The sequence below is a fragment of the Bdellovibrio sp. KM01 genome, assembly GCF_013752535.1.
Taxonomy (GTDB): Bacteria; Bdellovibrionota; Bdellovibrionia; order Bdellovibrionales; family Bdellovibrionaceae; genus Bdellovibrio.
This window is the reverse complement of the sequence record NZ_CP058348.1, coordinates 3869912-3886735: the sequence shown is the minus strand read 5'-3', so window position 1 is coordinate 3886735 and position 16824 is coordinate 3869912. Positions and strand designations below refer to the sequence as shown.

Genomic DNA, 16824 nt, shown 5'->3' with positions numbered 1-16824 from the left:
TAATGAAGTTCATTTTGTACAACCTTGCAACCGCCAAAGAGGCGTGGGCTGACGAAGTCAGCGGGTTGTACAAAAAGAAAATTTCCTTTTTCATTCCCTTTGAAATTCAAAGTCTAAAAGCCAAAAAGTCTGCGCGCGAAGATGCAGACTTTAAGCGCAACGAAGAATCCGAGCTCATTCTTAAAAACATCAATTCAGACGACTACGTCATTCTTTTTGACGAGCGTGGATCGGTTTTGGATTCAATTCAGTTCTCAAAAAAAATCGAAAACATTCTGGGAAGTTCTAAGAAACGCGCGATCTTTATTATCGGCGGAGCCTTTGGGGTCAACGAAGAGGTTCGTAAGCGCGCGGATTTAAAAGTGGCGCTTTCCCCAATGGTCATGAATCATTTAATGGCGCAGGCAATGAGCTTGGAACAAATCTATCGCGCCTTTACGATCATCAAAAAAATTCCGTATCACAATATTTAGTTTGGAATTTGATCGAACCGGCTCCCTGTCAGAGCCAAATAAAAAAGGCCCCGTGAGGAGCCTTTTTTTACAGCCATGGTGGCTGATTGCCGAGTTCTTTTTCTGGATCGCGGCCCAATTCTAAAATTCTGTTCCATTCTTCCGGAAGAAAGACTTCCTGTTCTTGCTCCGCCATTTCTTCATCAATTTTAGGAGGCTGCATGCAGGCGCTGTCTGGATCGAAGGCGTCTTTGGAGCAGATAGAGTAATTAACCGCCGTTTTGTTCCCGCCGATCGCCTCGCCCCATTGAGACAAAGTTAAAGGTTGGTGCGGATTCAACGCCGGATCTAGAACGTAAGCTGTGTTATCCACGCGATAGATAACAGCAACGTGGTACCACCACTCCACCCAACCATTTGGCGAGTTGTTAGTCGCTGCGTGAAGTTCTCCGAATGCGAAAACTTTTTTTGGTGAGATAGCGTGATTCATAATCAGATGTTCTGCCGCCAGTTCAGCACGGGCATAGCAACCGTCATCAGGGAAAAGCCAAGTCAGGCGACGAGGAGTGTATCCTGCTTTCACAAAATAAGAATCACGAATAAAGTAAAACTGAGCGACAAGTTCTTGATAGGAGGGCAGTGCCGGAATTTCATTTAACTTAAGCTGAGACATGGGTTTCGCCAATGACTCGGGACCTGAGCCGGAAAATTCTCCATCAAGATCAGAAAACAAAACATTTCCGCGGCTGCGAGATTGCGCGTCTTGGAACGACTCATTCGCTTGGCGATGTGCAGACAATCCCGCAAAGGCATTCGGTGCAAGTATAACTAAAGCTGTAACCAGACCTGTGATTAATTTCATGAAAATCCCCACCCATTTTGGGTTCTAAGACGCCCTTAGGATCTTGTCAAATGAAAGGCAAGGGGGTGGATTGGGAATTGCTCCAAGAGTCTGCAATGAACTCTATAATCAAATTATTAAACCGCTACATTCATCCCTGTCTGCATTGCGGATCATTGCTGAAAAGCGAAGGTTTGCTGTGTGAACATTGCCGCCAGAGGCTCAACAGTTATTTGGGGCAAAATCTGGAAGTGCGGCCCCTTGCAATCTTTGAGGCTTTGGCGTTGTTTCGCTGGAATCCAGGAACTAGTGATCTGTTATCGACGCAAATTGCGGGGCTTAAGGGATATCATCAGCGACCCGACTGGAGTTATTGGGCCACACGATTTGTGACCAGAAGAATGTTGCAAGGTCTGCCTGACCGAAAAATCCTAGTCGTTCCGGCCCCCTCGAAAAGTCATAAAAAGGATCACGCCCATCAATGGGCGGAAGCCTTGGCAAAGGCGGTCGGGGGAGAGGTGCATCCCTGTTTAAAAAAGGTTTCGACCCGTCACCAGCGTGGCGCAACCCGAGATAAGCGGGTGGAGGTTGTCCTAGAGCTCGATGAAAATTCTTCAGTGGTGTCTGAATTTTGGTCAGAGGCCCTATGGGTATTTGCCGACGATATCGTTACCACGGGCTCCACAGCGCTTGCCGCGTTCGAAGCCCTTGGAAGTCCCCCTCATTTTGAAACTTGGGCCCTGGCTCATAGGACGCTTACTTGCGGAGACTGACCCGTTCTGCTATAACGCCCGAATGTTTAAACAAATCAGTGCCTTAATTTTATCTTTTGGACTTTCAGTCAGTGCATTTGCAGCCGATAAAACCAACGCCACTCTTAAGAAAGTTTCCGTAAAGTATCGCGCAGCGAAGCTTGTGGAAATGTCTGTTGAAAAAACAGTTAAGTCAGACCTGACAGGAAAAGTGACGAAGTACACGGGCACTCTTTCAATTTCGAATAGTAAATTTCGCCTGGAAACAAAAACTCCGGATGAAGCTCTTGTGGTTTATGACGGAGTTACAATCTGGAACGTGCAATATCCGCCGAAAGAATTTGGTGGGGATCCACAGATTGCTCATGGAAAACCAGATAAAAAAACGCGGGGGCAATTAATTGCAGCGACGTTGATTGGTGGCGATATCCAAAAAACTTTCAAAGTTGTGGACGAGAAAAAAGACGGAGAAACTTCATCAACTCTGTTCATCGCCCCCAAAGATGATCTCCCTGTTAAAAATTTGCAGATGATCATCGACTTAAAAAAGTCTGAGATCACAGAGATTTCATACACAGATGACCTACAGAATCTTGTGACGATGAAGTTCTCGGACATCAAGCTCAAAGACAGTATCAAAAAGAATTTATTTAAGTATGAACCACCTAAAGGTAAACCGGTAACAAACCTATGAAGCAAGAAACAGTTGAAAACAAAAAAGTACACTTTATCAGCTTGGGTTGCCCTAAGAATCTCGTAGATTCCGAGATCATGGCGGGAACTCTAATGAAAGATGGCTTCCAAGTTGTGGGCGAGGCTGAAGAAGCTGACACAGTTATCGTGAACACTTGTGGTTTCATCGAAGATTCTAAAAAAGAATCTATCCAGCGCATTTTGGATATGAGTGATCTTAAGCAACAAGGCAAAGTTAAAAAAGTTGTTGTCGCTGGTTGCTTAACTCAACGCTATAAGGACGACCTTGTTGAAGGTTTGCCAGAGGCGGATTTGTTCGTGGGTTCTGGTGAGTTCCAAAACATCTCTAAAATCTTGAAGAACTCTGAAGCTGGTGAAAAACAAAAAACTTTCTTCAATCTTCCAACATATCTTCAGGAGGAAGCAACTCCGCGCGTGAACTCTCAACCGGGTCACCGTGCGTATTTGAAAATCTCTGAAGGTTGCATGAAGCGTTGTGCATTCTGCGCGATTCCTTTGATCCGTGGTAACTTACAATCTCGTTCTATCGACGCTATCGTTGCTGAAGCTAAATTGTTGGTTGCTGGCGGAGTTAAAGAGCTGATCATTATCAGCCATGACTTCACTGACTACGGCTGGGACATCCGCCGTAAAGATCCAACTCGTAAAGAAAGCCCCGTGGAGCTTTTAAAAGCCCTTGAGCACGTTGAAGGTCTTCAGTGGATCCGTTTGATGTACTTGTATCCAGATGGCATCACACAAGAGATGGTTCAAGTTATCAAAAACAGCAAAAAAATCGTTCGCTATTTTGATATGCCACTTCAACACGTAAATGATGCGGTTCTTAAATCAATGAATCGCAAAATGACTCGTGATGAAATCGAAACGGCGTTGATGAACATCCGTGAACACTTGCCTGAAGCTGTGATCCGTACACAATTTATCGTTGGTTTCCCTGGTGAAACTGAGGAGCAATTCGAAGAGCTTTTAAACTTCGTGGCTGAACAGCAGTTCGACCGTGTTGGTTGCTTCAAGTATTCTCCTGAAGAAAACACTCCAGGTGGCCGTATGGACAACCAGGTTGATGACGAAACTAAAGACTACCGTCACGACGCTTTGATGGAAGTTCAACAAAATATTTCTCGTAACAAGCACCGTGATTTCGTAGGTAAAACTATCGAAGTCATTGTGGAAGGTTTCTCTGAGGAAACTGATTTGCTTCTTCAAGGTCGTTTCTGGGGTCAAGCTCCGGATATTGACGGCGTTGTATTGATCAACGACGGTGAAGCTAAGGTCGGCGATATGGTTAAAGTCCATGTGACAGATTCAATGGAATACGACCTTATCGGTGAAATCGTCACTGAAAACTAAGCTTCTAGTAAATACAGAAATAAAAAAGGCTCCTAAGTGGAGCCTTTTTTATTTTAAATCACGTTGCCGCTTAGAATGTGCAGTTCTCCGAAGCACTCTCAAACTTCCCAACCCATTCAGAGACGCGGGAATTTCTTAATACGGTCGTCGCTTTTCTGAAGGCGACAGCGTTCTTTTTATCGTACTTGCAGGCATTCTTATATGCGATCAGCGCGACCTCATATTTTTTAATATCAAACGATGTTGTCGCTAATCCCAACCAGGAGCGTGCTGATTTTGGGTCTGCCTCGGAGCCCACCTTAAAGTATTTCATCGCCTCTATGGAGCTTTTATCTTCTTCCAGGAGGTGTCCATAAGTGTATTGTGCGAACTCTGACTTGGGGAAGCTGTCAGCGGCTTTTTTCAAAGTCGCTTTGGCTTTGTCGTCCTCGCCCATTCCCTTCATGCTAAGACCCAGATTCACGTGAGCATCTGCAATTTTGGGATCTTTCTGAATTGTTTCACGGCAGGAAGTAACGCCGGCTTCAAAAGTTCCATCATTGGTGTTGATCTCGCAAAGTTTCGCCAGGTATTCCGCTTTTTTACCCATATTATCGATCATATCCTGAGCAAGAATGCGCATTTCATAATAGTTGGGTGGCTGACGGGTTTCGTACATTTTCATGAGGGCGTTGTAGGGTGGCTCGAACTTGGGGTTAGATTCGATAGCGAGTTTATAGTTCTCTAACGCCTCTTTCGGCTTCTTCTGCATAGTGTAGGCATTGCCCAGCAAGGAATAAGCTTCGAAATCCTTGTCATTTTTGCTGATCAAATTATTCAAAGCACGAATCATGTCGCCGGTTTCCTGGCGGGCTTCGTGGGCTTTCGCTAACAGCAGAATTGCCTGACGATCAAGTTTATCAATCTGTTTCCACAGAAGCAGCGTAACTTTTTCGTAGTCTTTTTGAGTATAAAATTCCTGCGCCAACTGCACGACGAGTTTTGTGTTTTTGGGATCTTTCTTGATTTCCGCTTTCAAAGCTTCGACTTTATCCTGACCAGAAGTCGGGGTAACCGTTCCGGCAATGGTCGATAATGAGACAAAAGGCAAGATGATTACCACGAGCAAGTGTTTGAAATTCAGTCTGCTTTTCATATGTTGTATTATGACTTAAATGCGCATGCGAGTGAAGAAATCTAAATATTCAGCTAGACTAAAAAAAAATCACGGTCAGGCTGTCATTGAGTACGTATTGATGCTGGTAATTTCGGTATCGCTCGTCTTGATGTTAATGACTCAGATCTTCAAGCCATTCCAGGCATTTGTTCAGTCGTTCATGGGTGACTATCTTGCATGCTTACTTGAAACAGGTGAGCTTCCCGCACTTGGTGCTGACACCACTAAAGAGAGTGAATGTAAATTCAGCTTTCAGGGCGTTTCCGGGAACACTTCAAATTCCTCCAATACCGGAAAATCAAACTCTGGAAGTTCCAGCAGTAGTTCTTCTTCGTCCGATAAAAGCAGTTCCAAATCCAGTTCCAGTTCGTCTTCAAACAGTGGAAGTTATGCTGGCTCAAGCTCTCGTCCACGTGGAAGCAACTCTATCGTCAGCGCCAGAGCACCTAACAAAGGTGTCTCTGGAAATAGTGACGTTGGCGGTGGAAAAGTAATTGAAATCACCCTCGAAGGTGGTGGCGCTGGTACTTTATACAAAGCAAAAAACGGATCTTCTTATGCTGTTGAAGGCGGACGACGTGTGGCCTCTTTACCAATCAGTGGTATGACCGAAGAAGACCGAAAAAAACTCGAAAAGAAAGCTGAAGCAGGAAAAAAATCCACTATAGTTTCGTCTGATATGAGTACGAAACCTAAGAAAACTGCAGTGAAAAAACCGGAAGCGAGAAGCGTCGCAGAAGCTCCGGAAGAACCAGTAACTTTTGGAAATTTTATACGTTGGTTATTCATCGCCGCGTTGATAATTGCACTCGTGATCTTCCTCGGTGGGCAGGCTCTGCAATTTTCCAAGAGTGGTGAAAAATAGCCTGCATCGCGTTTAGAAAAATTCCACATTAAATCTTAAGTTGTCTGTCACCAAACGGAAGTGCTTGAATCAATCGTTTGTTTCGAGCATACAAGGCACTCGCTTGTTTCGAGGGGGCCATTTTTGGAAAATGTGATTGAGATCAATCGCAAGAAATTCTTCACAATTGAAGAAGCACGTCAGTTGTTACCGATCATCTATCGGTTGACTGATGAGGCCAATCGCGAAGTGAAGCTTCATGTGAACAGGATCGAAGCGTATTCCGATAAGACTCATCCTTCTGTTGTTGTTATCGAAGAGCAAATTAACGTCATTATTGATCGCTGGCAGGCCAAGATTGAAAAATTAGGAGCGGAGCCCAAGGGTCTATGGATGGCTGATTTTGACAGCGGCGAGGGCTATTTCTGTTGGAAATTCCCTGAAACCCAGGTTGGTCACTTTCATGGTTACCACGATGGCTTCTCGGGCCGAAAACCCATCGACAATTAAAAACCCGACTTGAAAGTCCAAGGGGTGAGCGTATATTGAGCGCATGAGAATAGCTCTGGCGCAAATCAACCCCACTCTTGCTGATTTTAAAACCAATAAAGAAAAGATTTTGGATTATATCCACCAGGCGCAACAGCGTAAGTGCGAAATGGTGGTATTTCCGGAATGTTCACTGTTTGGTTATCATCCCTTTGATTTATTGGAACGTGAACAAATCGTTAAAAGACAAGAAACCGAAATGCGGGATTTACTGAAAAAAATTCCCAAAAACATCGCCGTCATTTTCGGAGTCATCACGCGCAATCCAGATAAAAAAGGACGTCCTTATTTCAACTCTGCTGTTTTTGCAGTTAAGGGTCAAAAGCCACGTCTTTTCCATAAACAGCTGTTACCGACGGGTGATGTTTTTGATGAAGCCCGCTTTATCGAGCCCGGAGATATGTCGAAAAACTATTTCACCTGGAAGGGTAAGAAGTTTTTCCTGACTATTTGCGAAGATATCTGGGCCTGGCCGGATGCTAAAGGTCACTCGGCATATAGAGTGAACCCATTGGCGAAAGTAAAAAAACAAAAAGTCGACATGGTGATAAACTTAAGTGCCTCGCCTTACTTCGTGGATAAGATGAAGCAGCGTGAATATGTCACCCGTAAAACGGCTGAGTATTTCAACGCGCCTATTTTATATGCGAACATGGTCGGTGCGCAGGATGAAATCATTTTTGATGGCGCAAGTTTTGTTTTGGATAAAAAAGGCAAAAAGCTGATGACCTGCCTTCCTTTCGAGGAGGATCTAAACGTTATCGATCTCGACACAAAAGAAGTGTGGAGTAAGAATCCCAAAATCCAAGGTGTCGAAGAACTTCGTCGTGCCCTGGTTCTGGGTATTCGTGATTTCTGCGCAAAAACGGGAATGAAGAAAGTCCATTTAGGCTCCAGTGGCGGTATTGATTCCGCAGTGGCAGCAGCTCTGGCGGTGGATGCAATGGGACCTGCGAATGTGACCACCCTGGCTTTGCCGGGCCCTTACAACGCATCGATGAGTTTAACTTTGGCGGAAACTCTGGCGAAAAACCTTGGCGTGGAATTCAAGGTCGTTGAAATTGCGCCTATGTATGAACAAGTGGTGAAAGGTTTGGAAAAAGGCATCGGCCTTTCCGGATTTAGTGTTGTGAATGAAAACCTGCAGGCTCGTTTGCGTGGTCTGACACTGATGGCGTATTCGAATCAAAACAACAGCATGCTTCTGACCACGGGTAATAAGAGTGAATACGCCTCAGGCTATTCAACTCTTTACGGTGATATGTGCGGTGGTTTGGCGCCCTTGGGAGACCTGACGAAACAACAAGTCTATGCGCTGGCAAAACATTATAACAAAGAAGGCGAAGTGATTCCGGAAACAATCATCACTCGCCCTCCATCAGCAGAGCTTCGCCCAAATCAAAAGGATCAGGATTCACTGCCAGAGTACGATGATTTGGATAAATCTGTGGTGTCTTTGGTTGAGCAGTTTAAAGAACCAAAAACTGCGGCAGATAAATGGTTGTATCCTGTGCTGATGAGAACTGAATTTAAACGTTGGCAGGCGGCGCCGATTCTAAAAGTTTCTCCGCATGCTTTTGGACGGGGACGTCGCTATCCGATTGCTCACAAAGCTTAAAGCTTGATTGAGAATAAAAAAAGGCCGTGTGTCCACGGCCTTTTTATTTGAACTAATCTAGGAAAAACTAAACGCCGAAGAAATCCATTTGTTTCGGTTGGCGGACGATTTGTGGGAAACGCAATTCAGGTTTACCAGTCAAAGCCACCAAGTTAGCAACTTGAGGTGCTTGGCCGCCCACAGAAATTCTTTTCAGCATTTGAGTGAACATATGACCCAAATAAGTCGCATCTTCTTCAGCTCTATGGAAATCAGTTGTTGGAATTTTCAAGTGTTGAACCAAAGTGCCCAATTTGTAGTTTGGAAGGCCCGGGAATACTTTACGAGCGATTGGCAAGGAGTCCAAGACGATCCCGCGTGGAGCTTTTGATTCGTATTTCTTTACGTCTGCAGTCAGGAACTGGGCATCAAAAGGAGCATTGTGCGCAACCATGATGTCATCACCACAGAAGTCAGCCAAAGAGTCCAACAACGAGTCGATCGTTGGTTTCCCTTTTACCATATTGTCGTAAATGCCATTCACTTTTGAGGCACCAGGAGCAATCGGGCGAAGTGGGTCAACAAGAGTCGCAAATACGGCCTCTGGTTCACCGTTAATGAAGCGGACAGCCCCAATTTCAATAATTTGGTCTACGCCAGGTACAGTTCCAGTTGTTTCAAAGTCAAAAGCTACAAATCTCATGGCATAATTGATACAAAATGGCAGAGGCCCTTTCAATGAAAGACTGTCTGTTTAGAGGAGATTTCCGCCGTGAAGCCTAAGTCTGGAAAATATATAACCTTTTTGCCGGACGGCATTGATGTCTTGGTGAGTCAAAAGGACCAGAGCGTACTTGATGTGGCTGTGCGTGAAGGCTTCGCTTTGGATCACACTTGTGGCGGCTTCGGAACTTGCGGAACGTGTCGGATTTTTGTTCGTCAGGGACTCGAGAAACTGCCTCCACGAAATGATATTGAGGCGGATATCGCTGAGGATCGTGGATTTCGGGATTTTGAACGCTTGGCCTGTCAAACCGAGCCTATCGATGGCTTGGTAATCGAAAGACCCACTAAGGATGCACGTAATAAGGATTAGTATAGATCCACGTGACCCATTTTTTCGCATCGGGAATTGGCATCGTCGAAGTCACACGCACCTGAACGCGGTAAACGCCGGCTGCTGTGATGGGAAATGAAGTTTCCGGCTGATTGATGCGCGCAACAGCTTCACCATTGCGATAGATAACGATTTCAAAAAATTCTTTAGGCGTCGTCGGAAGTTTTACTTTAAGGACCATGCCCTTTTTAAACTTCATCTCGGAACCCATCATGTAGGACTGCTTTTCGTCATCGATCGTCGCAACAAAACCCTTGGGATCACCCAGGATATCCATCGCCATATAGAAATTCCCTTGCTTAAGCGCATTGAAGATCTTGGCGCGGTCGCCGTTGAAACTTCCTGTCAGTTCAGACTTAAGCATCACGTGATTACTCATAATCTCAAAGGAACGCTTGTAGCTTGGAAAGCGAATAAAATAATTTGCCAGGGGAATCGCGCGGGCGTTGGCCTCTGCACCAGCATAGACAACGATTTTGCGTTCCATGGAAAGCTTATCCAACAAAGCAATTTCGTCAGTAGGCTCAGAATAAAGGCGCAGAAAAGACAGCCGCGGATTAAATGGATAAATTAAAAAACTCCAGATGGTAGAAAGTTTTGAATCCTGCCAAGCGCGGTTCGAAAGACTTTTTAGATTCCAAAGTTCAAAGCCATCAAGACCGGAGGGAATTTCCCCGCTCCACGTGAATCCGGCTTTATAGGGATGTGCTAAAATCGTTAGAGAGTCTTTGTTCGCCCCTGTTTTTTGGGAAAGTAAATCGGCCAGCGTCACTTGCGCATCGCCAAGACTGCTACCGATGCTTTCTTGAGATAAGGAGTAATAAATCAGTCGAGAATCCAGATAGCTGTACTTCCCTGCGGAAAGCACCATCAGGTTCCCGTGATAAGATTCAAAACTTGTTGGCATGTTGAACAAATTCAAATCTGTAAAAATTAAAAAATCCAGATTCGCGAGTTTTGCAGAGGTGATGACAAAGCTGGGAGTGGCAGACCCGGACGACAAATCGGTGTGAACGTTCATCACTCCTTTATAGTCGTAATAGTTAGAGGAGTGCGCAGCAGAAAGCTGTCTTGGCACAATCGACGTGTCGAACTGGTTTAGATAAAATCCAAACAGGAAATAGAAAACCAGCAAGAATGAAAAAGCGACTAGTGATTTCATGGTCGTGTGAATTCCAAAACAACAAAGTCAGGAGCGATTTTCTTAATCTCCTGATAAGTCCATTGTTGTTCGGAAAGCCACTGGGGTAAACCATTGCCTTGATGCTTCACTAAATAAAACTTGTTTCCGGCGGGTTTTGCTTCGGGAAGCGTGTCGAAAAAGTCAAAACGACTGATATCTTTCAGTTTAAATACGGGCGATTTGCTGAAATACCACAGCGAAGATGACATTTGATAGGAGTCGCCATACAGCGGCTGATATTCAGCAGTTTCTTGCGCTAGATTCTGAAGAGCAAAAGGCTCGTTAATCTTTGGATCGATTGTTCTGAATCGTGGCACAAACAAAATCACTACAGCGGCAGCTATAATCGAACCAAAGAAGCCAATATAATACTTTTTCCACTGAGACATGCGTGGGTGCATTGCCGCCAGCATAAATACCGCGGGATAAGCGATGATGGGCCAATTCGCTTCCACCAGGGCCTTAAACGAAGTGCCCAGGAAGAACAACAAAGGTAGCCATGCGAAATACATCAGATAACGAACAGGTTTTGCGGGCTTTATGCGAACGGCGGCCCAAAGAACCCAAGGGAAGATAATAACGATCTGGGCAAGGACATAAGAAATCGTCCACTCAGGATTGTAGTGCGGTCTTTCAAATCCATGTTCCAATTGAAATCTAAAAGACGCGAAATCATTTTGATAGTTCCACAGAATCACCGGCAGGCAAAATAACAAACCCGTGATCAAGGTGGCGGGAACGAGTTTCCAATGAACCGCGTTCCATTTCTTTTCCATTATTAAATACAAAAGAAGGCATGGAACAAAAAGAACGATATGGTATTTCGCGCAGAATCCTAAACCCAGTGCCACACCAAATGCGGCATAGCTCTTAAGATCTTTCTTCTCCAGCACCAGATCAAGATAGTAAAGACTCACGATCCAGAAAAATATCACTGGCAAATCCGGCGTAACGATCAACGAACCAAATCCCAAAAGGGGAGAGAACAAAACCAGGTAAATCCAAGTGCGAATCTTTTCCAGATCCATGTGCTTGCTGAGCAGTTTAATTCCTACCCAAATCGAAGCGTGCCCCAGAATAACTGCAGGCCAGCGCACGGAATGCAGAAAAGGCTCAAGAAAATGTCCCAAAGAAAACAGCCATGCCACCATCGGTGGATGATCGAAATAACTTAGTTGCAGACGGTGAGACCAGACCCAGTAGTAAGCTTCATCGGCACTGAGAGGAATCAGTGCCGCAAGAATCAGTTTGACGAAAAGGCTGATAAGCCAAAGTCGTTTGAGGTCTTTCAAGATTAATAGCTCAATTTAATTGGCTTGCCCAAGTCACCCGGGATGCCCAATTCTTTTCCGTTCAAGATCAAATTTACAGCGCCGCCATTTGAGAAATTAATTTTCAAACCGCTTTTGCTTTTGAATGTATGAACTTGTTCCGCAGACAATTTGATTTTCTGTGGTTTGCCATTCGGAGAAGAGTATTCTATTTCAACCGTATCGAGTGCTTCCACGATCAGCTCCACTGGCTTTGGTTTTTCCGGAGTTGGAGAAGCCGATGGAGAAGGAGAAGCAGTCGCCGTCGCAGCAGCACTTGCCGTTGGTGATGGAGAAGCTGATGCAGATGGGGTTGGTGAAGGAGTGTGAGTTGCTGAAGGACTTGGCGATGCCTTTGGCGTCTCAGTTGCTGACGGCGTAGGAGATGCTTTAGGCGTCGCAGTCGGTGTCGCTTTGCTGACGGGCTCGGTTTTGCCAGCATCTGCCTTGGTCAAGTTTTCCAATGGAGATGTGCTTGGCGTTGGACTTTGGGAAGTCAAAGGCTCTGTCAAAGTTGGAGCTTCTCCATCAACAGGAGTTACACCTTCCATTGTTTGCGCAACGGACGGTGGAATTTCTGCTTCTTTGGAATATTTATCGATCATCTTTTTCGTAAAGATAATAAGTCCCGCAAGTACACACAAAAGAACCGCCGCAACGATTGTCTTGGTGTTGTTTTTTTTGTTCAAAGGGGAGTAGTCGTTGCTGCTGGAAGCAGGTGCAGATTTACGAATTGGCGTAACTGTCGCCTCAGCAGAGTCTGTTGTTTCAGATTTGTTTTCGACGGCAGTATCTTTTTCAGGGGTGCTGCTTGGGCGGATGTAAGGTTGGGGGCGAGTGCTGCCCATTTCCTCATAAAAGCTTTCAAGGATCTTATCTGCATCCAAACGCAGAAATGTGGCATAGCTTTTTACGAAACCACGCAAAAATGTCTTTGCAGGAAGCTGGCTTTCGTCACCTTCTTCGATGGCTTTCAAAACTTTGCTGCTGATTTTAAGAGACAACGCCACTTCATTCAGAGAGAGGCCTTTTTCTTCACGAGCTGCCTTTAAAATCTCACCTGTTTTCTTCATTATTGTCCCTTTCGAATCAGATCCAGCATGCCCTTGGCTTTGTCGCGGTATTTGCCATCTGGATAGTAACGAATGATTTCTTCAAAGCGCGCGATAGATTTGGATTTGTCGCCCACACGGTAATAAGCCAGTGCGCTGTAATAGTGAGGCTCGTCGATTAGATTCTTCTGGCAAAAGCCAATGGCTCGATCCAAAGCTTCTGTAGCTTGTGCATACTTTTTTTCTTCAAAGAAAGCTCGACCATAGTATGAGTTTGCCCAGCAATCATCCGATTTAGTCTTCAAAACGTTTAAGAAGGCTTCTTGGGCAGCAGCATATTGTTTTTGGTTGAATTTGGAGAGGCCATAGTTGGTGAAGGCTTTGTCGACTCCGGAATAAGTCAGGTCATTGAGTACCAGAGTCAGCTCTTTATCTGCCTCTGCGTATTTTCCTTCTTCGATCAATACACGCGCCAGATTGTTCCGGGCATCGGAGTATTTTGGGTTCATCGCGACAGCTTTGCGGAATTGTTTTTCTGCAAGATCATAGCGTTCACGCATGAATAGCGCTTGGCCCATACTGTTTGGTACAGCGGCGTTCGTGGTATCAAGCTCTTGAGCTTTTTGTAGAGCCACGATCGCATTGGGATAGTTACCCTCTTCGATAAAGGCATTGCCCATTCGAAGATATAATTCCGACTTTTCTTTGTTCTGACTCCAACTTGCACAGCCAGCCAAAGCAAGCATGCAAGCAGCGATAATCCATTTACGCATGTCTAAAAAGGTATCATTAGAGAGCTAAGAGTCAACCCTGAGCTCAGCAATAGTCTCTACATGGTCTGTCTGAGGAAACATCTCGAATGTTTGCATTCGCTCGAGGCGGAAATTTTTGCCGAGCTTTTGCGCCCATGCAAAGAACCATTTTAGATCACGCGCCAGGGAAACAGGGTGGCAACTGATGTAAATGATCTTTTGCGGAGCTGCTGCAGCTAAGGATCGCATGATATATTCGCTGGCTCCGGCGCGGGGAGGGTCCAGGACCACCAGGTCCTGATTTTGAATATCGGCTCTGCGCATGTAGCTTTCCACATCCGACATAAAGTAGCGAAGACGCTTATCTTTATTTAAACCTCGACCACGTTCCACTAATTTAGGATTAAGTTCGACTGCGGTCACTTTGGCAGATTTATACTTTTGCATTAACGGAAAGGTGAAATTGCCCGAGCCCGCGTAAAGGTCAAAAACCTGCGGGTACTCAATTTCTCCGGCCCAATTCAAAGTCGTTTCTAACAAATGTGGATTTTGGAAACGGTTGACCTGAGAAAAGCCAATACCATCATCCTCATCAGTGATTAGACCATAACGGACTTCTTCATTTTCAGCGATGTACATTTCTAAGCGCAAGAGATCGCGAGATTTTTTATCTGCGGCCCATTGTCTGACTTCGGCAAATTTTTTCGTCAGAATTTCCTCGGTGATCGGGCAATCATCGATTTCCACGATTTCATGGGAGTTTCTTGCGAAAAATCCGAAGCGACCATTGTGAAACTTAGGCTGAATACGATTGCGATAGCGGAACGAACGAGGACTGGCCTGTACCGGCAGATATTCGAAATTCAATTCTGGATTAAATTTCTTAATCGTCTCAAGAACCAAAGATTCTTTTTGATTTCGTTGTTCGTCTTCAGTGATTTGTTGCCAGTTGCAACCACCGCAAACATCCGCTACGGGACATGGTGGAGTTCTGCGTGAAGGGCCCGGTTTTAAAATATCAACGATTCGAGCTTCAGCAAAATTTTTCTTGGCTGTCGTGATTTCTACGAGAAGTTCGTCTTCAGGCGCGGCGAGTGGTACAAAAATAACAAGGCCATCGTGGCGGGCAATGCCCGCGCCCCCGATGGCCATTTTCTCGATCTTAACTTGGATACGAGAATTTACGTTCACAAACTACACGTTGCAGATTTCGTGTTTTTCGAAGAACAAAGCAAGTTCGCGAGCAGCAGATTCAACAGAATCAGAACCGTGAACTGCATTTTCGCCCATGTTGTCACCGAATTTAGAACGTACTGTGCCTGGGTTAGCTTTTTTAGGATCAGTTGCACCCATGATTTCGCGGTTTTTCAAAACTGCGCCTTCACCTTGCAAGCACATCAACATAACTGGGCCAGAAGTCATGAAAGAAACTAGTTCGCCAAAGAATGGACGAGCTTTGTGTTCAGCGTAGAACTCGCCAGCTTTATCAGCAGTCAAAACTACGATTTTAGCAGCAGCGATTTTCAAACCGTTTGCTTCGAACATGCTGATGATGTCACCGATAGCATTTTTTTTCATAGCGTTTGGTTTGATGATTGAGAATGTTTGTTCGATAGCCATTAGATATCTCCTTGTTATTTACAAACTGTATATGTGATTTCAAAAAATTCTGGTGTTTTATGGAACTGGGTCGTGCAATTCCACTCGCGAACTTGCAGAGTGATCAAATTGCGGATCTCAACCACTGTTTGAATTGCCGTTCCTGTGGAATCATCGGCCTCAGCGAAACCCTGGCCTTTAACGACATAGCGAAAATCAGGATTCAATAGATTCAAAGTTTGTTCGACATCGTCCATTGCCATGATAGCAACTTCCTTGATGGCGCCTGCATGAGCTGTCGACGATGCCAAAAGCAAAGCCATGACGAAAAGCTTCTTCACAGTGGTCTCCCTTTTTTAAGGTCCTCTTGTTAGCCTTGGGGAGACCCTGCTGTCAAGCATTCCGTCCTAATTTCGCAAGTTTACGTATTCCTCTAAGGCATTGATAATATGGTACAAAGAGCTGGATTTGGAAGAATTTCCAGAAAAAGTATCCTGAGCTGAAAGCTGGTCGTACCACATACCCTTTTTCGGGGTCTCAAAGAACTTAAACAGGGTATCCATCCCGTCATCGGCGCCCTTTTGGTAGGCAGCTTTTTCATTGGCAGGCACTTCAGTTCCTAAACGAACCGCCGCCTTGATGCGCTCGCATTGCGGCCAGAAACGTGAGGAAATCAATTTTGGAGTGAAGTCGCTCCACATTTCATCATAGGCGATCTTACGAACGGGATCAGTTCCATGTTTCTCGGCCAAAAGGAATAGATTGTGGCGAATGGCCTTGCAGTCTTTTCCAGTCAGTTCTTGATAAAGTGAAAACAACCAAGACCACTCGAACTGATGGCCGGGTTCGTAGATAAAGCGACCATTTTCACGCAAGTGATTCCAGTTTTCGTCGAAGTATTCTCCCAGCACTCCCGTATGCGAGTCGATGAACTTCGTGATCGCCAGTTGGGCAAGTTCCTCGCCCAGCTTCCACCACTCTGGATCTTTATCGATTTGCATCCACGCGATCGCGGATTCAAACATGTGCATGTGCGGATTTGATTTGTAGCTAACAGTTCCCTTTTCATCGAGCTCGGTAAAGCCACCAGCTTTCACACTGCGCTCACGATAAAGATACTTTACCAGTTCCTTTGCACGCGACTTGTATTCGGGTTTTGGATCCAGCCGATATGCTTGTGCCAAGCCGAATAAAGCGAAAGCTTGAGTGTATAGATCAGGATTCAAACTTTTCGGAGTACCATCTGGATTAACAGAGTAAATAAATGCGCCTGATGGTTGCGAGAATTTTTCAACCATGTATTTGGCGCCCTGTTGAACTGCGAAGGAGGCAACTTCTTTAGAAACAGTCTTCATTCGTAAACCTGTTAGGAAAGAATAAATCTGACGAGACTGTACCATCGCACGACGAGGCAGATCCATTGGTTCGCCTTCAAAAGTCAGGCTTTCAACAAAGCCGCCGTTTTTGCGATCGATTCCTTTTTCGCTCCAAAGTGGAAAAACATTTTGTGTAAGCCAGTTTTTAGAAAATTCAATTCGTTGTGATGGATTCATATT

At 45.1% G+C, this 16824-nt stretch carries 19 protein-coding genes; 8 read left to right on the top strand and 11 right to left on the bottom strand.

Translation table 11 applies throughout. The features are described 5' to 3' along the window. Window positions 1-2 precede the first annotated feature (2 nt). The gene (locus HW988_RS18715; RefSeq protein WP_181605630.1) at window positions 3-473 is read left to right on the top strand and encodes a 23S rRNA (pseudouridine(1915)-N(3))-methyltransferase RlmH; all 471 of its coding nucleotides are present in this window, start codon (window positions 3-5) and stop codon (window positions 471-473) included. A 67-nt stretch (window positions 474-540) separates the two neighbouring features. Here HW988_RS18715 and HW988_RS18710 read toward each other — a convergent pair whose 3' ends face one another. Further along, on the bottom strand, window positions 541-1314 hold the full coding sequence (locus tag HW988_RS18710) for a protein-glutamine glutaminase family protein (RefSeq protein ID WP_181605629.1): 774 nt from the start codon (window positions 1312-1314) through the stop codon (window positions 541-543). Between the two features lie 95 nt (window positions 1315-1409). On the opposite strand from HW988_RS18710, the gene HW988_RS18705 reads away from it, so the two are divergent. Genes HW988_RS18705 through rimO form a run of 3 tightly spaced genes read left to right on the top strand, consistent with a single transcriptional unit; the run spans window position 1410 to window position 4109 of the window. Then, window positions 1410-2066, top strand: coding sequence for a ComF family protein (locus HW988_RS18705; RefSeq protein WP_181605628.1), 657 nt, complete (start codon window positions 1410-1412; stop codon window positions 2064-2066). Window positions 2067-2088: 22 nt separating this feature from the next. After that, entirely contained in the window at window positions 2089-2739 is a 651-nt protein-coding gene (locus HW988_RS18700) for an outer membrane lipoprotein carrier protein LolA (RefSeq protein WP_181605627.1), read from the top strand. Next, window positions 2736-4109, top strand: a complete 1374-nt coding sequence (gene rimO, locus HW988_RS18695; RefSeq protein WP_181605626.1) for a 30S ribosomal protein S12 methylthiotransferase RimO — start codon at window positions 2736-2738, stop codon at window positions 4107-4109. Before HW988_RS18700 ends, rimO begins: the two co-directional genes overlap by 4 nt. 70 nt (window positions 4110-4179) lie before the next feature. Here rimO and HW988_RS18690 read toward each other — a convergent pair whose 3' ends face one another. Beyond that, complete coding sequence (locus HW988_RS18690; RefSeq protein ID WP_181605625.1) at window positions 4180-5244, bottom strand: tetratricopeptide repeat protein; 1065 nt, start codon at window positions 5242-5244, stop codon at window positions 4180-4182. A 25-nt stretch (window positions 5245-5269) separates the two neighbouring features. Between HW988_RS18690 and HW988_RS18685 the strand changes: the two genes are divergently transcribed. The 3 genes from HW988_RS18685 (at window position 5270) to HW988_RS18675 (ending at window position 8276) form a co-directional block, all read left to right on the top strand. Further along, on the top strand, window positions 5270-6130 hold the full coding sequence (locus tag HW988_RS18685) for a hypothetical protein (protein WP_255490325.1): 861 nt from the start codon (window positions 5270-5272) through the stop codon (window positions 6128-6130). A gap of 132 nt (window positions 6131-6262) precedes the next feature. Continuing rightward, a complete protein-coding gene (locus tag HW988_RS18680) occupies window positions 6263-6619 on the top strand; it encodes a DUF2203 domain-containing protein (protein ID WP_255490324.1) in 357 nt (118 codons plus the stop codon). 43 nt (window positions 6620-6662) lie between these two features. After that, window positions 6663-8276, top strand: a complete 1614-nt coding sequence (locus HW988_RS18675) for an NAD+ synthase (protein WP_181605622.1) — start codon at window positions 6663-6665, stop codon at window positions 8274-8276. Between the two features lie 67 nt (window positions 8277-8343). On the opposite strand, the gene HW988_RS18670 is transcribed toward HW988_RS18675, so the two are convergent. Beyond that, entirely contained in the window at window positions 8344-8958 is a 615-nt protein-coding gene (locus HW988_RS18670) for a PolC-type DNA polymerase III (RefSeq protein WP_181605621.1), read from the bottom strand. 69 nt (window positions 8959-9027) lie between these two features. Here HW988_RS18670 and HW988_RS18665 point away from each other — a divergent pair, with 69 nt between their 5' ends. Beyond that, window positions 9028-9351 carry a 2Fe-2S iron-sulfur cluster-binding protein gene (locus tag HW988_RS18665; RefSeq protein ID WP_255490121.1) on the top strand — a complete coding sequence of 108 codons (324 nt, stop codon included), beginning with the start codon at window positions 9028-9030 and terminating at the stop codon, window positions 9349-9351. Here HW988_RS18665 and HW988_RS18660 read toward each other — a convergent pair. From HW988_RS18660 to HW988_RS18625, 8 genes are all read right to left on the bottom strand, one after another. Then, window positions 9326-10534, bottom strand: a complete 1209-nt coding sequence (locus tag HW988_RS18660) for a hypothetical protein (RefSeq protein WP_181605620.1) — start codon at window positions 10532-10534, stop codon at window positions 9326-9328. The two genes, HW988_RS18665 and HW988_RS18660, sit on opposite strands and share 26 nt — an antisense overlap. Continuing rightward, entirely contained in the window at window positions 10531-11847 is a 1317-nt protein-coding gene (locus tag HW988_RS18655) for a glycosyltransferase family 39 protein (RefSeq protein WP_181605619.1), read from the bottom strand. Before HW988_RS18655 ends, HW988_RS18660 begins: the two co-directional genes overlap by 4 nt. Before the next feature lie 2 nt (window positions 11848-11849). Further along, window positions 11850-12938 carry a helix-turn-helix domain-containing protein gene (locus HW988_RS18650; RefSeq protein WP_181605618.1) on the bottom strand — a complete coding sequence of 363 codons (1089 nt, stop codon included), beginning with the start codon at window positions 12936-12938 and terminating at the stop codon, window positions 11850-11852. Further along, window positions 12938-13690, bottom strand: coding sequence for a lipopolysaccharide assembly protein LapB (locus tag HW988_RS18645; protein ID WP_181605617.1), 753 nt, complete (start codon window positions 13688-13690; stop codon window positions 12938-12940). The genes HW988_RS18650 and HW988_RS18645 overlap by 1 nt, the downstream gene beginning before the upstream one ends. A 24-nt stretch (window positions 13691-13714) precedes the next feature. Next, window positions 13715-14860 carry a class I SAM-dependent RNA methyltransferase gene (locus HW988_RS18640; protein ID WP_255490120.1) on the bottom strand — a complete coding sequence of 382 codons (1146 nt, stop codon included), beginning with the start codon at window positions 14858-14860 and terminating at the stop codon, window positions 13715-13717. Between the two features lie 3 nt (window positions 14861-14863). Beyond that, the gene (gene ndk / locus HW988_RS18635; RefSeq protein ID WP_181605616.1) at window positions 14864-15289 is read right to left on the bottom strand and encodes a nucleoside-diphosphate kinase; all 426 of its coding nucleotides are present in this window, start codon (window positions 15287-15289) and stop codon (window positions 14864-14866) included. A 14-nt stretch (window positions 15290-15303) separates the two neighbouring features. After that, the gene (locus tag HW988_RS18630) at window positions 15304-15609 is read right to left on the bottom strand and encodes a hypothetical protein (RefSeq protein ID WP_181605615.1); all 306 of its coding nucleotides are present in this window, start codon (window positions 15607-15609) and stop codon (window positions 15304-15306) included. A gap of 66 nt (window positions 15610-15675) precedes the next feature. After that, on the bottom strand, window positions 15676-16821 hold the full coding sequence (locus HW988_RS18625) for an AGE family epimerase/isomerase (protein ID WP_181605614.1): 1146 nt from the start codon (window positions 16819-16821) through the stop codon (window positions 15676-15678). Between the last annotated feature and the right edge of the window lie 3 nt (window positions 16822-16824).

What these genes read in the sequence shown, in the direction of transcription:
- HW988_RS18660 (WP_181605620.1), bottom strand. Translation starts at nt 10,534, where the DNA reads ATGAAATCACTAGTCGCTTTTTCATTCTTGCTGGTTTTCTATTTCCTG.
- HW988_RS18650 (WP_181605618.1), bottom strand. Translation starts at nt 12,938, where the DNA reads ATGAAGAAAACAGGTGAGATTTTAAAGGCAGCTCGTGAAGAAAAAGGC.
- HW988_RS18670 (WP_181605621.1), bottom strand. Translation starts at nt 8,958, where the DNA reads ATGAGATTTGTAGCTTTTGACTTTGAAACAACTGGAACTGTACCTGGC.
- rimO (WP_181605626.1), top strand. Translation starts at nt 2,736, where the DNA reads ATGAAGCAAGAAACAGTTGAAAACAAAAAAGTACACTTTATCAGCTTG.
- HW988_RS18705 (WP_181605628.1), top strand. Translation starts at nt 1,410, where the DNA reads ATGAACTCTATAATCAAATTATTAAACCGCTACATTCATCCCTGTCTG.
- ndk (WP_181605616.1), bottom strand. Translation starts at nt 15,289, where the DNA reads ATGGCTATCGAACAAACATTCTCAATCATCAAACCAAACGCTATGAAA.
- HW988_RS18690 (WP_181605625.1), bottom strand. Translation starts at nt 5,244, where the DNA reads ATGAAAAGCAGACTGAATTTCAAACACTTGCTCGTGGTAATCATCTTG.
- HW988_RS18645 (WP_181605617.1), bottom strand. Translation starts at nt 13,690, where the DNA reads ATGCGTAAATGGATTATCGCTGCTTGCATGCTTGCTTTGGCTGGCTGT.
- HW988_RS18675 (WP_181605622.1), top strand. Translation starts at nt 6,663, where the DNA reads ATGAGAATAGCTCTGGCGCAAATCAACCCCACTCTTGCTGATTTTAAA.
- HW988_RS18710 (WP_181605629.1), bottom strand. Translation starts at nt 1,314, where the DNA reads ATGAAATTAATCACAGGTCTGGTTACAGCTTTAGTTATACTTGCACCG.
- HW988_RS18715 (WP_181605630.1), top strand. Translation starts at nt 3, where the DNA reads ATGAAGTTCATTTTGTACAACCTTGCAACCGCCAAAGAGGCGTGGGCT.
- HW988_RS18625 (WP_181605614.1), bottom strand. Translation starts at nt 16,821, where the DNA reads ATGAATCCATCACAACGAATTGAATTTTCTAAAAACTGGCTTACACAA.
- HW988_RS18685 (WP_255490325.1), top strand. Translation starts at nt 5,270, where the DNA reads ATGCGAGTGAAGAAATCTAAATATTCAGCTAGACTAAAAAAAAATCAC.
- HW988_RS18700 (WP_181605627.1), top strand. Translation starts at nt 2,089, where the DNA reads ATGTTTAAACAAATCAGTGCCTTAATTTTATCTTTTGGACTTTCAGTC.